This window comes from Rhodococcus sp. EPR-134 (assembly GCF_001647205.1).
Lineage (GTDB): Bacteria > Actinomycetota > Actinomycetes > Mycobacteriales > Mycobacteriaceae > Rhodococcus_F > Rhodococcus_F qingshengii.
On sequence record NZ_LVCT01000280.1, the window covers coordinates 16,201 to 32,328 of the forward strand.

Here is a 16,128-nt window from a genome sequence, read left to right on the forward strand (position 1 = left end):
GCGTAATCGAGTACAACCTTGCGTACTCAGTATCCGGTGAGTCGTTCCACGAGAGCCGTTTTGATCTCCGGGCGACCAGCCGCGACAAGAGTGAAGGTGGCTTCACGCATGAGCCGCTCGGGTGTGTTGCTGCCGACCAGAGCGCGGCTTCCGGTCGCAGTCACGAGTGCGGCCGACGCGCGTATCGCAAGTTCCGACGCTCGGGCGCGGGCGGCCGACATGTCGCCGCCGTCGCGCAGTGCTGCATCGAGATCGGCGCGCGCCCGGGTGGCTTGTTCCTCGAACGCGTCGGTGTCGACTCCCAGATCCGTGAGTTCGGTGACAGCACGGCGGGTGATGCCCATGGCCATCGCGCCGTTGAGCCACAAGCCGGGGAGCTGGGTGCTCTGGAATTGTTCGTCGCTGACGACAGCACAGACGTCGGTATCGGGAATTTCGAAAGCGTCGAACACGATTCGGACGGTGTTGCTTCCGCGCGCCGCGATCAGTGGAAGTTCCTCGATCGTCAGACCCGGAGCCTCGCCCACCGGTACGACGGAATGAACGATGGAATTGTCGAACTCGTCGCGCGCCGACACCAAGAGAACATCGACGATGCCCCAACCGGTGACGAAGGGTGCGATCCCGTCGAGGACGTAGCCGTCGTTCACCCGCTTCGCCCACAGGAGCGGTGGGCGGGGGATGGCGCCGGCATAGGCAACCCCACCGCGAATCGTGCCGGAAACCAGACCGTCCCAGTATTGTTCGCGCAGAGGTGCATTGGGACTCGCCGCCAGGGCTCCGACGACGCCGTGATGCTGCATCCAGGTGAACGTCGTCGCGAGGCAACCGCCGCACAAGGTTTCGAGGACCTCGACCAGTTCTTCGCTGCTGGGGCCACCCTCACCGAGGGCAGCGATGCCGTAGAAGCCGTCGGCGGCGAGCGCGTCGAAATGGCTGCTGGGGATTTCTCCGTCGGCGTCGACGCTGTCGGCGACGGGAAACAGAACGGTATCGGCGATTTCGCGCGCAAGTTCCGGCCACATTGTCACGCTGTCAGGGTAAGCCGTGAGCCGGGGGTTGTGGTGTGGAACTACAGCCGCGCATCTAGAACGAGGGCGGCGAACTCACGATGAGGAACCTCGCGACCGCATCGGTGCGATTGAACCACCGGTGCGGGATGGTCGAGGTGTAGAGGAGGGTGTCGCCTACGTGAAGAACGTGATGCTCGTCCAGTCCCACCTCGACCTCGACAGATCCTTCGAGAACATGAATGAACTCTTCGCCGGCGTGCTCGGTGTGCTCACCTGCCTCGGAATGAGGTGCTGCCGTGATCTCGTTGGGTTCCATGGTCCGTGAGCCGGTGGAGCAGAATCGAATCACCGAATCGTGTGCCAGTTCGAAGGTTCGCCCCTCGCCGGCGCGGACGAGGCTGGACGGAGTTCGCTCACCCTGTGCCAAGAGTGCGTGCGCCGTGGTGCCGAGCGATTGCGCGAGGCGATGAAGGTTCATGACACTGGGTACTGCGTGGCCGTTTTCGGTCTGGCTCAGGAAAGGCTGGGACAAGCCCGACTTCACGGCAACCTCGCGCAACGTCAGTCCGGCTTCTTTTCGCGCCGTCCGCACGGCAGCCCCGATTGCGGTCGCTATCGCCTTCTGGTCGTCGTCCATGTGCCGAAGATAGCAGTGCTCTGGTGAAAGTTTTGATTACACAGACGAAACAAATTCGACCACGGTAAGAAATTATCGACGTGCTGAATAGTCCCGTACACGAAACACTTCCAGCTTCGGACGGAGATCGGCGCATGGCCATCCATCCTGTCGACCAGCGGCTCCCATTTGCCCGCCAGTCTGCTTTTGCTCTTCAGCACGTCCTCATCATGTACACCGGCTGCATCACGGTTCCGCTGGTTTTCGGTGCCGCCGTAGGGCTGGACCGCAGCACAGTCGCGATGCTGATCAGCGCGGACTTGCTCGTTGCAGGCATCATCACGATCATTCAGAGCCTGGGCGTCGGGAAGGTCGCCGGTGTCCGGCTGCCGATCGTCTGCGGGGCGACCTTCGCCGGGCTGACGCCGATGATTCTGATCGCCAAGGAGTACGGCCTGCAGGCGGTGTACGGGTCCATGCTGGTCGGTGGCGTAGTCGGCATTGCCTTGGCCGTGCCGTTCGCCAAGATCGTCCGATACTTCCCACCCCTGGTTACCGGCGTCGTCCTCACAGTCATCGGCATCTCGTTGATCGGTGTCGCAGGAGGACTGATCGTCGGAAACGACCCCACCTCCCCGTCGTTCGCCGACCCGAAGAATCTGGCGCTGGCTGCCGCAGTCGTTGTGGTCGCGGTGGCCTTCATCTGCCTCGGCCGCGGGATGTGGACGCAGCTCGGTGTACTGATGGCGCTTGTGATCGGCACCGTGATCGCCATCCCGATGGGCCTGATCGATCGGAGTGGCGTCGGCGGCTCGGCCTGGGTGGGCTTCCCGATGCCGTTCCACTTCGGCGCTCCGGAGTTTCCCGTCACCGCCGTGGTGGCGATGAGTATCGTCATGGCAGTCGTCTTCGCAGAATCGACGGCGAGCATGCTGGCGGTCAGCGAGATCACCGGAAAGCCTTTGAAGAAAGCAGATCTCGCACGAGGGCTGGTGGCCGACGGGATGTCGGGAGTTCTGGGCGGAATCTTCAATGCCTTTGTCGACACCGTTTTCTCGCAGAATGTCGGCGCCGTTGCCACGACCCGGGTGTACAGCCGGTACGTGACCGCTACCAGCGGTGCCATTCTGATCGTCCTCGGCCTCATCCCGCGAATGGGTGAAGTGGTTGCAGCCCTGCCTGATCCGGTGGTCGGCGGTGTCGGAATCATCTTGTTCTCCACTGTCGCCGTGGTCGGAATCAACACGCTGCGCAAGGTCGATCTCAGTGACCCGATCAACACCACGATCGCCGCTGTATCGGTGGGGATCGGTATTCTTCCGGAATTTGCGGAGGGGATGTTCGAGCGATTCCCCTCCTCGGCTCAGATCCTCCTCGGTAGCGGCATCACCTTGGCTGCGGCCTCGGCCTTTTCGCTCAATCTGCTGTTCAATCACACCCGACTCGGTGAACTCGCGAGGCGATCGCGAGAGAGCCTCCATGCCACTGCAAAATCTGAACCCGCCACCAGCTCTGCAGGAGACGCCAGTGCCACAGTCCCAGTCTGATCCCTTCGAAGTGCCCGTAGTCGACATATCGCCTTACGTGCTCGGTGGTGCCGACCAGGACAAGGCGCGAGTGGCGGCCGAAGTCGACCATGCTTGTCGGACTGTAGGTTTCATGCAGATTCGGGGCCACGGTGTTCCGGCCGCTGTTTCTTCCGGCCTCGCCGAAGCGATGGACGACTTCTTCGGGCTGCCGATGGAGACGAAGTCGGGCTACCGAATCGAGGGCGCGAATCGTGGGTACAGCCCACCCAAGAGCGAGTCGCTGAGCCTGAGCCTCGGCGTCGAATCCGCGACCAGAATGAACGACTTTTTCGAGGCCTTCAACGTCGGAACCGAAGCCCGATCATTCACCGAACTCGAACTGTCGGAGGACGATTACGGAATCAACCTGTGGCCCGCAGTGTCCGGTTTCACGGAGCGGGTGGAGAATTACTACGCCCATGGCGAGCGGGTGGCACGCACACTGACCGCCATTTTCGAAGATGCGCTCGGGCTGACCCCAGGATTCTTCGAGTCGATCACCGACCACTCCATCGACGTACTGCGGATGAACAACTACGCGTTACCCGAAGGGACGGTGACGTTGGACGGTGAGTTGAAGGGGATGGGTGAACATACCGATTTCGGGCTGGTCACCGTGCTGTGGGCGGATCAGGTCGAAGGTTTGCAAGTGCTCGGGACCGACCGACGCTGGCACGATGTCTGGCCGCACGACGGCGCGCTACTGGTCAACCTCGGGGATCTCACCGCGCGACTGACCAACGACAGGTGGATGTCCACGCTGCACCGAGTTGCGCCTCCGGTGGTGAACGGCACCATCAAGCGCCGGCGATCGGCGGCCTTCTTCCATGACGGAAACGTCGACGCGGTGATTGCGACCTTGCCGAGTTTTCAGGACGACTCCGGCTTGGAGTACGAACCCATTACCGTTCGCGATCACATCAAGGCCAAATTGGCCGGGTCGAGGCAGGGGAAGTCCAACGCCGCCGCAGGTCGTGAGGCGGCTCGGGTACTTTCGGCTGCAGAGCTCGAGGTCAAGCAGTGAGTGCACGGAACATCGTCCTGATCCACGGAGCGTGGGCCGGCGGGTGGGTCTGGGATCGTGTGTGTGGCCCACTGAAATCGGCCGGCTTCAATCCCGTTGTGGTGGAGCTTCCCGGCTCGGGAAGTTGGAACCCAGACGACGTGATCGATCTCGATGTCGTTGCCGAACATGTTGTGGCAGTTGTCGAGTCCTTGGACGGACAGTGCGCCCTCGTCGGTCACTCCGGCGGTGGCATCGTGGCCTCACAGGTGGCTGAGTTGCTGCCTTCGCGGGTAACGGGTCTTGTGTACGTCGCAGGGATGATGCTTCCATCGCAGACGGACTTCGGGATGCTCTGCATCGAACTCGGTCTGGAAAGTCCGGTCGGGATCTCACGTTGGTTGGTCCCCACCGACGACGGGGATGCGACGGCTGTTCCGCCCGAAGCCGGTGCCGCTGTGTTCTTCCACGAAGCGCCGGTGGCTGATGCGATCTTCGCCGCGCGCATGCTCGTTCCACAACTGGAGTCAGCCCGCCTGATGGCACCGGTCTGGACGGGAGAGCGATTCGGAACCGTGCCGAGGTTGTATGTCGAATGCACGCTGGATCGAACCGTGCCGATCGAGGCTCAACGCGCCATGCAGAGACTTGTCCCCGGTGCCCAGGTGGTCAGCCTGGGCACCGACCATGCACCGCAGTTGTCGGCGCTCCCGGAGTTGATCGACGCGATCACCGATTTCGCCCGGCAGGTGTTCAGCCGAACTCGACCCCTTGAGCCAGCGGAAGCTGGTCCGAGTAATTGACGGTATTGGTGGCTCGGCGCATGTATGCCTTCCACGAATCCGAACCCGATTCGCGTCCGCCGCCAGTCTCCTTCTCCCCGCCGAATGCGCCGCCGATCTCCGCACCGGACGTTCCGATGTTCACGTTCGCGATGCCGCAATCGGAGCCGTCGGCGGCGAGGAAGCGCTCTGCTTCTCGCTGATCGAGTGTGAAGATCGAGGACGAAAGTCCTTGAGGCACGCCGTTGTGCAGCGCAATGGCGTCGTCGAAGTCGGTGTATGTCAAGACGTAGAGGATGGGTGCAAAAGTCTCCGCCCGCACCACCTCGGTCTGTGCGGGCATACGAACGAGAGCGGGCGTCACGTAGAACCCGGAATCGCCGACGCGGTCGCCGCCGCACACCACGGTGCCGCCGTCGGCGCGCGCGGCCGAGAGGGACTTCTGCATCGCTTCGAATGCAGCCTCGTTGATCAGCGGCCCGACCAGAACACCGGAATCGAAGGGGCTACCGACCTGGAGTTGCGCGTACGCGGACGCAACGCGGTCGACGACGTTGTCGGCGATCGACTCGTGAACGATGAGCCGGCGCAGTGAGGTGCAGCGCTGCCCGGCAGTTCCAGCGGCGGAGAAGACAATTCCGCGCACGGCAAGCTCGAGATCCGCCGACGGCGTGACGACTGCGGCGTTGTTTCCACCCAGCTCCAGGAGACTTCGTCCGAAGCGCTCGGCGACCCGCGGAGCCACGGCGCGGCCCATCCTCACGGAACCGGTGGCGCTGACCAAGGCCACGAGTGGGTTGTCCACGAGAGCCTCACCGACGTCACGTCCGCCGACGACCAACTGGTGAACGTCGATCGGTGCTTGACAATCCGCGAGCGCACGTCGCAGGAGCGCGTCACATGCCAGCGCGGTCAACGGAGTGGTTTCCGAAGGCTTCCAGACGACGGCGTCGCCGCACACGAGAGCAATGGCGGTATTCCACGACCACACCGCGACGGGAAAGTTGAACGCGGAGATGACTCCGACAACGCCGAGAGGGTGCCACGTTTCCGTCAACCGGTGTCCGGGACGCTCGGACGGCATGGTGCGTCCGTAGAGCTGCCGGGAGAGACCGACGGCGAACTCGCAGATGTCGATCATCTCCTGTACCTCGCCGAGAGCCTCCGAGGTGACCTTCCCGGCCTCCAACGTCACGATTTCCGCGAGGTCATCCTTGTGCTCGGTCAGTAGGCTGCCCAGCCGGCGCACGACCGCGCCGCGCGCCGGAGCGGGGACGGTGCGCCAGGTGAGGAACGCGCGATGCGCCGCGTCGACGGCGTCGTCGACCTCTCGGCCGGAGTGCTGCCGAACGGTACGCAGTTGCGTACCGGTGATGGGGGTTCGTGCGCTCAGGTCGCCGGCGGGCCACTCGACACCGCACGCGGCAAGGGCGCTTTCGGCGCGATCGGCGAGGCTCGAAGAATCAGGCAGGTTCACTGGGGAGTCCTCTGTTGTTGTGGGCGGGAGGCAGCACGGCACGTGACGCCTCTTGTTGTGCGCGGTACAGCTCGAACGGATCTTCGATGGTGCGGTCGATGGCGCCCTCCAATCGATCCTGCCCGTATTCGGCGCCGGGCGCATCGGAAACGAATCCGGTCACGGAATCGAGATTGGATGCGAAGATCCCGGCCGCGGAGGCAGGTAGGAAGTCCTCGTAGACGATCGGGTCGAGGACGACAACAGTTCCTTCGTTTCGGTACGTGAAGTACGCCAACCCCGCGGCATCGAGTTCGCTTTCGGAGTGCGGAAATTCGCTGTCCCAATCGGCGTCCTCGGGCGTGGCGATCAGTCGGTCGTAGATCGCTCGCCCGCTGCGGGTCAACGCGATTCCGCGTGCCTCCACCTCGCCGAATCTGACGCGGACGGGCTCAGTGGTGACCGATCCGTCGTGCTGACGGAAGAGTCTGTCTTCGGCCAATGCACGAAACGACGTCTGCCGCAGAAGTAGTGGTGGTCCGCTCCATCTCGGCGGGCCTTGGATGCGGTCGATCATGGTGATACCGCGCTCGGTCATGCGGCGGTACAACTCGTCGATGTCGAGCACTCGCGGGGTGAGGTGATTGACGTGGGTCGAGCCCTGCCCCGCAATGTCTGCAGCGACAGGCGAGATTGCGGCGAGTTCGCGGTACCAGCCCGCGTCGATGGGATCGGTGCCGAGCCGAAACGCCGAGGTCGCTGCATCGACGAACTGTGTCGCCTCGGGCTCCGTCAGGCCGCCCTCGCGACTCGATTGCCGTGCCCACTGCAGAAGTTCGGGAGAGAACAGGGTCCGGCGACGCAGGAACCTGGTGATCCGACGCTCGAGGTCGGTGTCGAAGAACCTGGAATCGGAACTGGTCAGCACCGAGGTGAAAACGCGGAACGGGTTCCGGGCGAGTTCGGCGGGATCGGTGGGGCGAAATGCCGTCGAGACAACGGGAATGGGGGAGTCGGTGAGCCGGAGGTCGTAATAGCCGACCGGAAACATACCGAATCCGCCGAAGACGGTGGCTACGTCACGTAGTTCGTCGAGAGTCCCCAGTCTGATGGCGCCGTGACGCTCGGTGCTGACTCTCGCCAGGCTGCCCAGGCGCTCCGCAGAATCCGGATGTTCGGCGGCAAAATCACGGTTCACCTGCATCGTTACATCTACCAAGGTGTTGTAAGCGGGGACCTCGTCGCCATACATCTTGGCGAGGGCCGCTGCGAACCGTGCACGTAGCTCCCAGGTTTCAACCATACGAATGTCCGATTGCGTTAGCCTGCGCAGGTGCGAGAAACAGAAACCAGTGACGTTGCCGGTGTTCCGGTCGACGAAACCGATCGACTTTTGATGCGTGAATTGGTCTTGGACGGCCGTGCCACTCTCGCGAGTCTTGCTGAGAAGGCTGGACTCTCGATCTCCGCAGTCCAATCGCGAGTGCGTCGTTTGGAATCTCGCAAGGTGATCCGTGGGTACTCCGCGAAGATCGATCCGGAGGCACTCGGTCACAATCTGTCCGCATTTGTCGCCATCACTCCTCTCGATCCCTCGCAGCCCGACGATGCGCCTGCCCGCTTGCGTCATCTGCCGGCGGTCGTCTCGTGTCACTCGGTAGCCGGGAGCGAAAGCTACGTCCTCCTGGTCCGGGTGGCGTCACCTCGGGCGTTGGAGCGATTGCTGCAGGAGATCCGTACGGCAGCCAACGTCAACACACGAAGCACCATCATCCTACAAACTTTTTACGACGAATGACGCTTGTTCAATAACTTTTACGGTCCTCTATCGACACTCCCGGAAAATTGACATAACCTTCGCGTATGAGTACTGCGATGCGAGACTTCGGTGACAGTGCGCTCTTTCCGGTCTACGACGTGTTGAAGGCCAGCATCCTCGTCGACGGATTCGATCTGATTCTCGACGTCGAAGGGTCGCGGGGTTCCTATCTCCGTGACCTGCGAGACGGAACCGAGTATCTGGACATGTTCGGTTTCTTCGGCTCTTCGGCCCTGGGTATGAATCACCCTGCGATCACAGGCGACGAGGAGTTTCAACAGGAGTTGGCTGTCGTGGCCTCCAACAAGCCGAGTAACTCCGACATCTACACCGAACCCATGGCGCGCTTCGTTGCGGCTTTCGCTCGGGTACTGGGGGATTCGGCACTCCCACACTTGTTCTTCGTCGACGGCGGAGCCCTGGCGGTGGAAAATGCACTCAAGGTTGCCTTCGACTGGAAGAGTCGGTGGAACGAAAGCCGCGGGTTGTCAGCAGATCTGGGGACAAAGGTCCTGCACCTGACCGAGGCTTTTCACGGCCGCAGTGGTTACACGATGTCGCTCACCAACACCGAACCGGGCAAGGTCGCGCGATTCCCCAAGTTCGACTGGCCACGTATCGACTCGCCGTACCTGGAAGACGGCCGCGATGTCGAAGCTGCGGAGAGGCAAGCTCTCGATCAAGCGCGCCGAGCTTTCGCCGACAACCCCGACGACATTGCCTGTTTCATCGCCGAGCCGATCCAGGGCGAGGGCGGCGACCATCACCTCAGGCCGGAATTTCTGCAGGCGATGCAGGAGTTGTGCCACGAAAACGACGCCCTCTTCATTCTCGACGAAGTACAGACCGGTTGCGGAATCACCGGAACTGCCTGGGCCTACCAACAATTGGGTCTGAGTCCGGATGTGGTGGCGTTCGGCAAGAAAACGCAGGTGTGCGGAATCATGGCCGGCGGGCGCGTGGATGAAGTGCATGACAACGTGTTTCACGTCAGTTCTCGGATCAATTCGACGTGGGGTGGCAACCTCACCGACATGGTTCGTGCCCGGCGGATACTCGAAGTCGTCGAGCAGGACCGACTGATCGACCGCGTGCGATTCACGGGTGCGCATCTCCTTGCCCGGTTGACCGAAGTCTGCGGGCGGTACGCGGCGGCAACCGAGCCGCGAGGTCGTGGCCTCATGTGCGCGATCACTCTGGAAGACAGTGACCTTCGCGATCGCGTCGTACAGCGACTGCGTGAAGACGAGCACGTGATGATACTGCCCACCGGGAAGAGGGGAATCAGATTCCGGCCCGCGCTGACGGTGACCACCAGTGAGCTGGACGACGCGGTCGACGCGGTCGAGCGCGTGCTCGCACGCGAGACCTAGGGCCTCTGTAGCTGTTCCCACACTCGATCCGGTGTCATCGGTGTGGAGTACATACGCACTCCACACGCGTTGGCAATCGCGTTTGCCAACGCCGGTGCTACAGGATTGAAGGGGGCCTCACTCATCGATTTCGCGCCGAAAGGCCCGAGCTTGTCGTACGTGTCGGCAAACAGTACTTCGGTGATCGGCAGATCCCCGATCTGGGGAACGTGATAATTGCGCAACTGCGGATTGATCACCCGACCTTCTTCGATGACGATCTCCTCCGACAGCGCAGCGCCGAGCGCTTGTCCCACACCGCCTTCCACCTGCCCTCGCAGTTGTGCCGGGTTCATGACGGTGCCGGCATCGGCGGCCTGAACCGACTGCAGGATCTTCACCCGGCCGGTGTTCGTGTCGACGGCAACGCGAAAACCGTGAACGTTGAACGAGACCGAGCGCGGTGTACCGTCGTGGCGACCGTCAGCGGCGAGCGGGCCACCTTCGAGTAGCGTCGCGAAATCGAGGCAACCGTGGGATGTTTCGACACCGTCCGGCGAAAGGTCGTCGATCTGCGCGCCGCGACCGCTCGATCGCACCGCACGGGTCAGTATCCGCTCGCGAAGGCGCTCGCAGGCGATCAGGAGCGCCTTTCCGGCGATAACCGTTCCCGTCGACCCGAACGCTCCGGTGTCGTATCCGCCGGCATCGGTGTCGGATTGAACAATCGTGATGCGATCGACTGTCGTCCGCAATTCGGTGGCCGCGATCTGTTGGTGAATCGTAGTGGTTCCGTTGCCGAACTCAGCGGTGCCGATGTTCACGACGTACCGACCGTCGGCCTCGAGCGCGACGGTGGTGTCGGAGAAGTGACCACGCGGCGGGATCGTCGCGATCATGGCAATTGCCATGCCCCGACCGATCCGCCAACGCGACCCAGTCGGTGCAGCCTCTCCGCGTCCGCTTGACAGTGCACTGTCGACGAGGTCGATGCACTGGTCCAGCCCGTAGCTGCCGAACTCGAGATCACCGTCCTCGACGTGCCAGTCGACAAAATCGTCTCCGGGAACGACGACGTTGCGCCGCCGAAACTCGAAGGGGTCCATGCCGAGACGATCCGCGAGCTGATCCATGGCCGACTCGACGGCGAAGATGATCTGGCCGAGCCCGTAACCACGAAAGGCCCCGGAGGGAACGTTGTTCGTGTAGACCGCTTCGGCGTCGACGCGTTTGGTCGCAGCGCGATAGACCGCCATGGATTCGGCGCACCCATGGAACATGACTCCGATCGAATGGTTCCCGTACGCCCCCGCGTCGGAAAGCACGTCGATAGCGAGCGCAGTGAGAGTTCCGTCGGCGTCGGCTCCCGCACGCACCGATACTCGCATCGGATGCCGTGACGGTGCGATGGTGAACTGATCGCTTCGGCTGAACTCGTAGGCTACGGGCTTGCCGGTCTTCAAGACGGCCAGTGCGACCAGATCCTCGGTGAGTAATTCCTGCTTCCCGCCGAAACCCCCGCCTACCCGTTTTGCGAACACCCGGATTCGGCTGCGATCGAGATCGAAGATGTGGGCCAATTCGTCCCGAACCAGAAACGGCACCTGTGTGCTGCTTCTGATGACGAGACGGCCGTCCTCGTCGAGCCACCCCACTGCGCCGTGAGTTTCCAAGGCCACGTGCTGGACTCGCGCAGTTTTCCACGTACCTTCGACGACTGCAGTGGCATCCGCGAGCGCACGGTCCAGATCGCCGACACCATCGTGAAGCGCGGCAACCACGTTGCGAGGGACTTCTGCGATCCGCGAGCTCTCGTCTTTGTCGCCGTGTAGGAGCGGAGCGCCGGGGGAACGCGCCAGATCTGGTTCGAATACCGCGTCGCGTACCTCGTAGTCGACTTCGATCAGCGAGAGTGCACGTTCCGCCTGCGTCGGGGATTCGGCGATGACCGCGGCTACGCGCTGGCCGCGGAAACGGAGGGTGCTGTCGAACACGCGCGTGTCGTCCGGATCGTCGTTGCGGTCCTCGTGCCGGGCGGTCGAGAACAGCACGTCCGGACTGTCATGAAAGGTGAGGACCGCGGCGACGCCCGGCGCCGCTTCGGCTGCTGCCGTGTCTATCCGGCTTATGTGTGCGTGTGCGTGCGGACTGCCGAGTACTGCGACGTGAAGCAGGTCGACCGGCTTCTCACCCGGGGAGAAGTCCATGGTGTACTGCTCGGTTCCCGTGACGATGCGCGCGGACGCCGGTGCTGCGATCGAACGCCCTTGTGCCCCGCCTATTTTGGCGGTCTCTGTATTGGATGTACCGGCGAGAGCGTCACGAATGGACCGATAACCGGTGCAGCGGCACAGGTTACCTTTCATCGAGCACGCGAGATCGGATTTTTGCTCGACCGACAACGCTGATGCGGTGACTACCATTCCGGCTGTACAGAAACCACATTGGAATCCGCCCGCGTCCACGAATGCCTGTTGAATGGGGTGAAGTTTCTCCGGGGTTCCGAGACCGGAGGCGGTGACGACGTCGCGGCCGTCGATGCGATGGGCGGGAAATATGCACGAATGGGTGGGGTGTCCGTCGACCAGCACCGAGCAGGCGCCGCAGTCTCCGGCATCGCACCCCTTCTTGACGGAGTTCGCTCCGTGCTCGCGGAGGAAGGTTCGCAGGCACTGTCCTGGGCGGGCCTGGTCGTCGCGCGGAACTCCGTCCACCGAGTACTTCATTCCAGTTCACCTCGGATTTCTTCGGCAAGAAGCTCGGTCATCGCCTTCCGCCACGGCGCAGTTCCATGGACATCGGTGAAGTAGGCGTCTTCCGGAATCCTGCTGCGCAACGCATCCGCAAGTGCTGTGGCGTCGGGGAGTTCGTCGAATTTCAGAGCGTACGGACGGCGGGTCGCGGCGGTGATCGCCAGCGTGAAACCGTCGGCGCCGCAGCGTCCGGCCACGGCTACGGCCGATCGCCCGAGTGACGTCTGAGCCAGCTTTCGCATCGCGGTACGTGCAGTCAATGCATGCACGGGAATCCGGACACTGCGGATGATCTCACCGGACCTGAGTACGTTTCGAGAATCGTCGATGACGAAATCGACTACGGGGAACGAGTATTCGGTACCGTCCGGACGCCAGATCGTCAGTTCGGCGTCGAGAGCGGTGCACAGAGTCGTCATCGCTCCGGCTGGGAAGGAGAGCGCGATGTTGCCGCCGACTGTCGCGTATCGCAACACCTTCCACGATGCGAGCAGTGCGTCAGCGCAGTGTTGGAACAGCGCTGCGGCGCGCCAGGATGCGGGAAGTTCGGCGCGGCACAGTTCCTCGATGGTGCAGGTGGCCGCGATCTCGAGACCGAGATCGCCGACCGCCACAGCTTCCCAGTCGAAGCCCGCAAGGTCGACAAGGGTGGTCAGGTGCGGCTGCGGTTCCGAGTACAGCCAGGTGCCGCCACCGATGAACCCGATGCCGGGTGAGGCACAGGGGAGTTCGGCGCGGGTCCGCGGCACCAGAACTTCGTCGACGCTGTGCAGGTCCATCGCGACCTCAAGCCTTTCCGAGTAGATCGCGGTGTGCGCGTGCGACATCCGAGGCCACGACGTCCTCGTCGACGGTGGTGACTCGTCCGTCGGCAACTACGATTCGTCCGTTGACGAGCAGTAACTTCAGCGGGGGAGTCGAGCCGAGTACGAGCGCCGCCACCGGATCGGTGATGCCGGCATGCGCGACGGTGTCGAGTTTCCACACCGCCAGGTCGGCAAGTTTTCCGACCTCGATCGATCCGATTTCGCCCTCGCGGCCCAGAACTCGTGCGCCGCCGATCGTTCCCAATTCCAAGGCTTTTCGCACCGTCATCGTCTGCGGTCCGCCCTTCGCGCGAGCAAACAGAAGTGCATGACGAGACTCCTCGATCAGGCTGCAAGCTTCATTGCTCGCCGCGCCGTCCACGCCGAGCCCCACGGTGACCCCGCCGTTCACCAAATCGGCGGCACGGGCGATACCGGCTCCCAGGCGCGCGTTGGAGGTCGGGCAGTGCGCCGCCGCAGTTCCGGTTCGCGCCATCGTCTCGATACCGGCGTCGTCGAGATGGACTGCGTGGGCGTACCAGACGTCCGGGCCCACCCAGCCGACTCGTTCCATGTATTCGACCGGCGTGCAACCGAAATGCTCGCGGCAGAATCTCTCCTCGTCCAGTGTCTCGGCCAGATGCGTGTGCATACGCACGCCGTTTTCGCGGGCCAGCGTCGCGGACTCGCGGAGCAATGCCTCCGTCACCGAGAAGGGTGAGCAGGGAGCTACCGCGATCTGCAGCATCGATCCGGGATTCGGGTCGTGCCAACGGTCGATCACCGACTGCGTGCCGGTCAGGATGTCATCGAGTTTTTCCACGACGTGATCCGGTGGCAGGCCGCCGGAACTCTGGCCGAGATCCATCGACCCACGACACGGGTGGAATCGAAGGCCGACCTGCGCAGCAGCGGTGATCTCGGCCTCGAAAACGTCGCCGGCGTCGCGGGGAACGACGTAGTGGTGGTCGGTGGTGGTCGTACATCCGGTTTTCGCCAACCACGTGAGGCCGCCGGTGGCCGCCACGTGGACGGCGTCGGCGTCGATACCTGCCCAGACGGGGTACAGGGTGGTCAGCCACTCGAAAAGCGTCGAGTCCGCGGCCAGGCCTCGGGTGATCCATTGGTAGAGATGATGATGTGTGTTGACCAGACCCGGCGTGATCAGGCAACCACTCCCGTCGATCACTTGCGCACCCGGGTATTCGGGTGGCGTTCCGGCGCCGACGTCGACGATCTTGTTGCCCGAGATCACCACATAGCCGTCGGAGTACTCGGAGCGGTCGCCGTCCATCGTGACCACATGAGCGCCCGCCACGACGAGTGTTGCCCCGAGAGCTGATTCGGTCACGACAACCAACCGGCGTAGGTGGTCCACGACGGTCCCGCGTCTGGTGCGTCGGATCGGCTGACCGCAGCTTGGATCAGGCCGTACGGACGATCCGCAGCGTGGAACACCTCGTTGTCGTTCTCCACTCCGAAGCGGCCGAGTGCATATTCGAAATGATGCTTGTTGGGTGCGGACAGTCGAACCTCCGCGATGATCGGGAATTCCTCGAGGATTGCCTTGCCGATGTGGAAGAGCGGCTGCTGCAGGGCAAGTGAATGTACCTGTGCGAACTGCTTGACGATCTGTGCCTTGATGCCCGCGTAGACCGATTCCCAGTCGACGTCGGTGGTGACGAATCGCCACTGGGCGACCAACGTCGTCGCCATGACGCGGTCGTCGGTCGGCTCGAGAACGGTGTACGGATCTTCGAGAAAACCCGAGAACTCACTACCGGTCGATTTGAGGATCACGAGGTCCTTCAGGCCGCCGATCACCCATGTCCCGGTATCGGCGATGGTGATCGACGCCGTCCGAACTTCCTGACCCTTCCGAATCCAGGTGTAGTCGTGCTCGCTGCCGTCGACAATCGCACGCTCCCAGGCGTATTCCTCGATCTCGATCCGCGCGCCACTGACCGGTTCGATGTCGTCGACGAAATGACGGGCGAGTTCGAGTCCGTACGTCTCGATCGAGATCAGACCCTTTTCCTTGGCGTAGGAGTAGGCCGTTTGTTTCTGCGTGTCGGTCGGCAGAACCTTCGATTGATCACCGGTGAGGTACGCGTCGGCGAAATCTCCACGCAGGCAGGTGGAGACGTTGATGTCGTGAATTTCGTGACGGGGGGTGTCTCGATAGATTCGGACTACTCGATTTTCCGCTTTGCCGTACTGGTGACCCGATAGTTCGATCGATCCGCTCAACCGTTCGGTGTTCGTACTGCCGGTTGTGATGTTGCCGGTCGTGATGTTTTCGGTAGTCACGTGTTCAGCTCCCGCGATAGGTGGAATAAGCAAAGGTAGACAGCAACAGTGGGACGTGATAGCCCCGTGCCGTGTCGTCCACCCGGAAGGTCACTGTCACTTCCGGGTAGAAGTTTTCTTGTCCGTTGGTCTCGAAATACGTTCCGGTGTCGAAAGTCAGGGTGTAGTGACCGGCGGTCAGGCCACCGGGAGCAAGTTCGGGGATGCGGCCGTCGGAGTCGGTCTCCGCAGTGGTGACGGAGGCACCGTCTCGATCACGAAGTTCGACGCGAATCCCCGCCGCGGGGTTGCCCGTCGTCGCGTCGAGAACGTGCGTGCTGAGGGTCTTGCTCATGCTGTGCCTCCGGCGAGTGCATCGATCAGACGGGCGAGTCTGATCCGATTGATGGCGGCCAATTCGGTTCGAAGCACGGAACGCTCGGTCGCCGGGTCGTTTCGGAGACGACCTCGAAGGATGTCGAGGAGCTCCGTTCCAGATTTCCCCGACGCGCAGACCAGGTAAACATGGCCGAATGTCTCTTCGTACTCGGCGTTCTTCCGTCGAAGTTCCGCGAGTACGTCTTCTGTCGCCGACGAGACTCCCGACTGTTCACGGGTAGAGGCCGCGCTCTCGCTTCGCTCACCGATTCGTGGGTGGCCGGAGAGAGCGT

At 62.7% G+C, this 16,128-nt stretch carries 15 protein-coding genes; 5 read left to right on the forward strand and 10 right to left on the reverse strand.

Going from position 1 to position 16,128, the window contains the following annotated elements:
* Positions 1 to 26 precede the first annotated feature (26 nt).
* Both A2J01_RS12625 and A2J01_RS12630 read right to left on the reverse strand, forming a co-directional pair.
* Positions 27 to 1,031, reverse strand: coding sequence for an acyl-CoA dehydrogenase family protein (locus A2J01_RS12625; RefSeq protein ID WP_082900850.1), 1,005 nt, complete (start codon positions 1,029 to 1,031; stop codon positions 27 to 29).
* Positions 1,032 to 1,086: 55 nt separating this feature from the next.
* Positions 1,087 to 1,650 carry a helix-turn-helix domain-containing protein gene (locus tag A2J01_RS12630; RefSeq protein WP_007727247.1) on the reverse strand — a complete coding sequence of 188 codons (564 nt, stop codon included), beginning with the start codon at positions 1,648 to 1,650 and terminating at the stop codon, positions 1,087 to 1,089.
* 134 nt (positions 1,651 to 1,784) lie between these two features.
* Between A2J01_RS12630 and A2J01_RS12635 the strand changes: the two genes are divergently transcribed.
* Genes A2J01_RS12635 through A2J01_RS12645 form a run of 3 tightly spaced genes read left to right on the forward strand, consistent with a single transcriptional unit; the run spans position 1,785 to position 5,003 of the window.
* On the forward strand, positions 1,785 to 3,176 hold the full coding sequence (locus A2J01_RS12635) for a uracil-xanthine permease family protein (RefSeq protein ID WP_064112825.1): 1,392 nt from the start codon (positions 1,785 to 1,787) through the stop codon (positions 3,174 to 3,176).
* Positions 3,157 to 4,221 carry an isopenicillin N synthase family dioxygenase gene (locus tag A2J01_RS12640; protein WP_156519257.1) on the forward strand — a complete coding sequence of 355 codons (1,065 nt, stop codon included), beginning with the start codon at positions 3,157 to 3,159 and terminating at the stop codon, positions 4,219 to 4,221. The genes A2J01_RS12635 and A2J01_RS12640 overlap by 20 nt, the downstream gene beginning before the upstream one ends.
* Positions 4,218 to 5,003 carry an alpha/beta fold hydrolase gene (locus A2J01_RS12645; RefSeq protein ID WP_064112827.1) on the forward strand — a complete coding sequence of 262 codons (786 nt, stop codon included), beginning with the start codon at positions 4,218 to 4,220 and terminating at the stop codon, positions 5,001 to 5,003. Before A2J01_RS12640 ends, A2J01_RS12645 begins: the two co-directional genes overlap by 4 nt.
* Here the strand turns inward: A2J01_RS12645 and amaB are convergent.
* On the reverse strand, positions 4,954 to 6,459 hold the full coding sequence (gene amaB / locus A2J01_RS12650) for an L-piperidine-6-carboxylate dehydrogenase (protein WP_064112828.1): 1,506 nt from the start codon (positions 6,457 to 6,459) through the stop codon (positions 4,954 to 4,956). The genes A2J01_RS12645 and amaB overlap by 50 nt on opposite strands.
* Positions 6,446 to 7,741, reverse strand: coding sequence for a 2-oxoadipate dioxygenase/decarboxylase (gene hglS / locus A2J01_RS12655; RefSeq protein WP_064112829.1), 1,296 nt, complete (start codon positions 7,739 to 7,741; stop codon positions 6,446 to 6,448). The genes amaB and hglS overlap by 14 nt, the downstream gene beginning before the upstream one ends.
* Positions 7,742 to 7,771: 30 nt before the next feature.
* Between hglS and A2J01_RS12660 the strand changes: the two genes are divergently transcribed.
* Both A2J01_RS12660 and lat read left to right on the forward strand, forming a co-directional pair.
* The gene (locus tag A2J01_RS12660) at positions 7,772 to 8,236 is read left to right on the forward strand and encodes an Lrp/AsnC family transcriptional regulator (protein WP_003940830.1); all 465 of its coding nucleotides are present in this window, start codon (positions 7,772 to 7,774) and stop codon (positions 8,234 to 8,236) included.
* A 65-nt stretch (positions 8,237 to 8,301) separates the two neighbouring features.
* Positions 8,302 to 9,630 (forward strand): L-lysine 6-transaminase, encoded by a 1,329-nt coding sequence (gene lat / locus A2J01_RS12665; protein ID WP_064112830.1) that lies wholly within the window; start codon positions 8,302 to 8,304, stop codon positions 9,628 to 9,630.
* On the opposite strand, the gene A2J01_RS12670 is transcribed toward lat, so the two are convergent.
* The 6 genes from A2J01_RS12670 to A2J01_RS12695 all read right to left on the reverse strand — a co-directional run.
* The gene (locus A2J01_RS12670) at positions 9,627 to 12,335 is read right to left on the reverse strand and encodes a molybdopterin-dependent oxidoreductase (protein ID WP_064112831.1); all 2,709 of its coding nucleotides are present in this window, start codon (positions 12,333 to 12,335) and stop codon (positions 9,627 to 9,629) included. The genes lat and A2J01_RS12670 overlap by 4 nt on opposite strands.
* The gene (locus tag A2J01_RS12675; RefSeq protein ID WP_003941021.1) at positions 12,332 to 13,141 is read right to left on the reverse strand and encodes an FAD binding domain-containing protein; all 810 of its coding nucleotides are present in this window, start codon (positions 13,139 to 13,141) and stop codon (positions 12,332 to 12,334) included. Before A2J01_RS12675 ends, A2J01_RS12670 begins: the two co-directional genes overlap by 4 nt.
* Positions 13,142 to 13,148: 7 nt before the next feature.
* Complete coding sequence (locus A2J01_RS12680) at positions 13,149 to 14,462, reverse strand: 8-oxoguanine deaminase (protein ID WP_230359898.1); 1,314 nt, start codon at positions 14,460 to 14,462, stop codon at positions 13,149 to 13,151.
* 53 nt (positions 14,463 to 14,515) lie between these two features.
* Positions 14,516 to 15,418: a factor-independent urate hydroxylase gene (gene pucL / locus A2J01_RS12685; protein ID WP_064112836.1), complete on the reverse strand. Its 903-nt coding sequence runs from the start codon at positions 15,416 to 15,418 to the stop codon at positions 14,516 to 14,518.
* Positions 15,419 to 15,482: 64 nt separating this feature from the next.
* Positions 15,483 to 15,812, reverse strand: a complete 330-nt coding sequence (gene uraH / locus A2J01_RS12690) for a hydroxyisourate hydrolase (protein ID WP_064112832.1) — start codon at positions 15,810 to 15,812, stop codon at positions 15,483 to 15,485.
* The coding region (locus tag A2J01_RS12695) for a 2-oxo-4-hydroxy-4-carboxy-5-ureidoimidazoline decarboxylase (RefSeq protein WP_156519259.1) at positions 15,809 to 16,128 on the reverse strand (320 nt) is incomplete at its 5' end. The genes A2J01_RS12695 and uraH, both read right to left, overlap by 4 nt.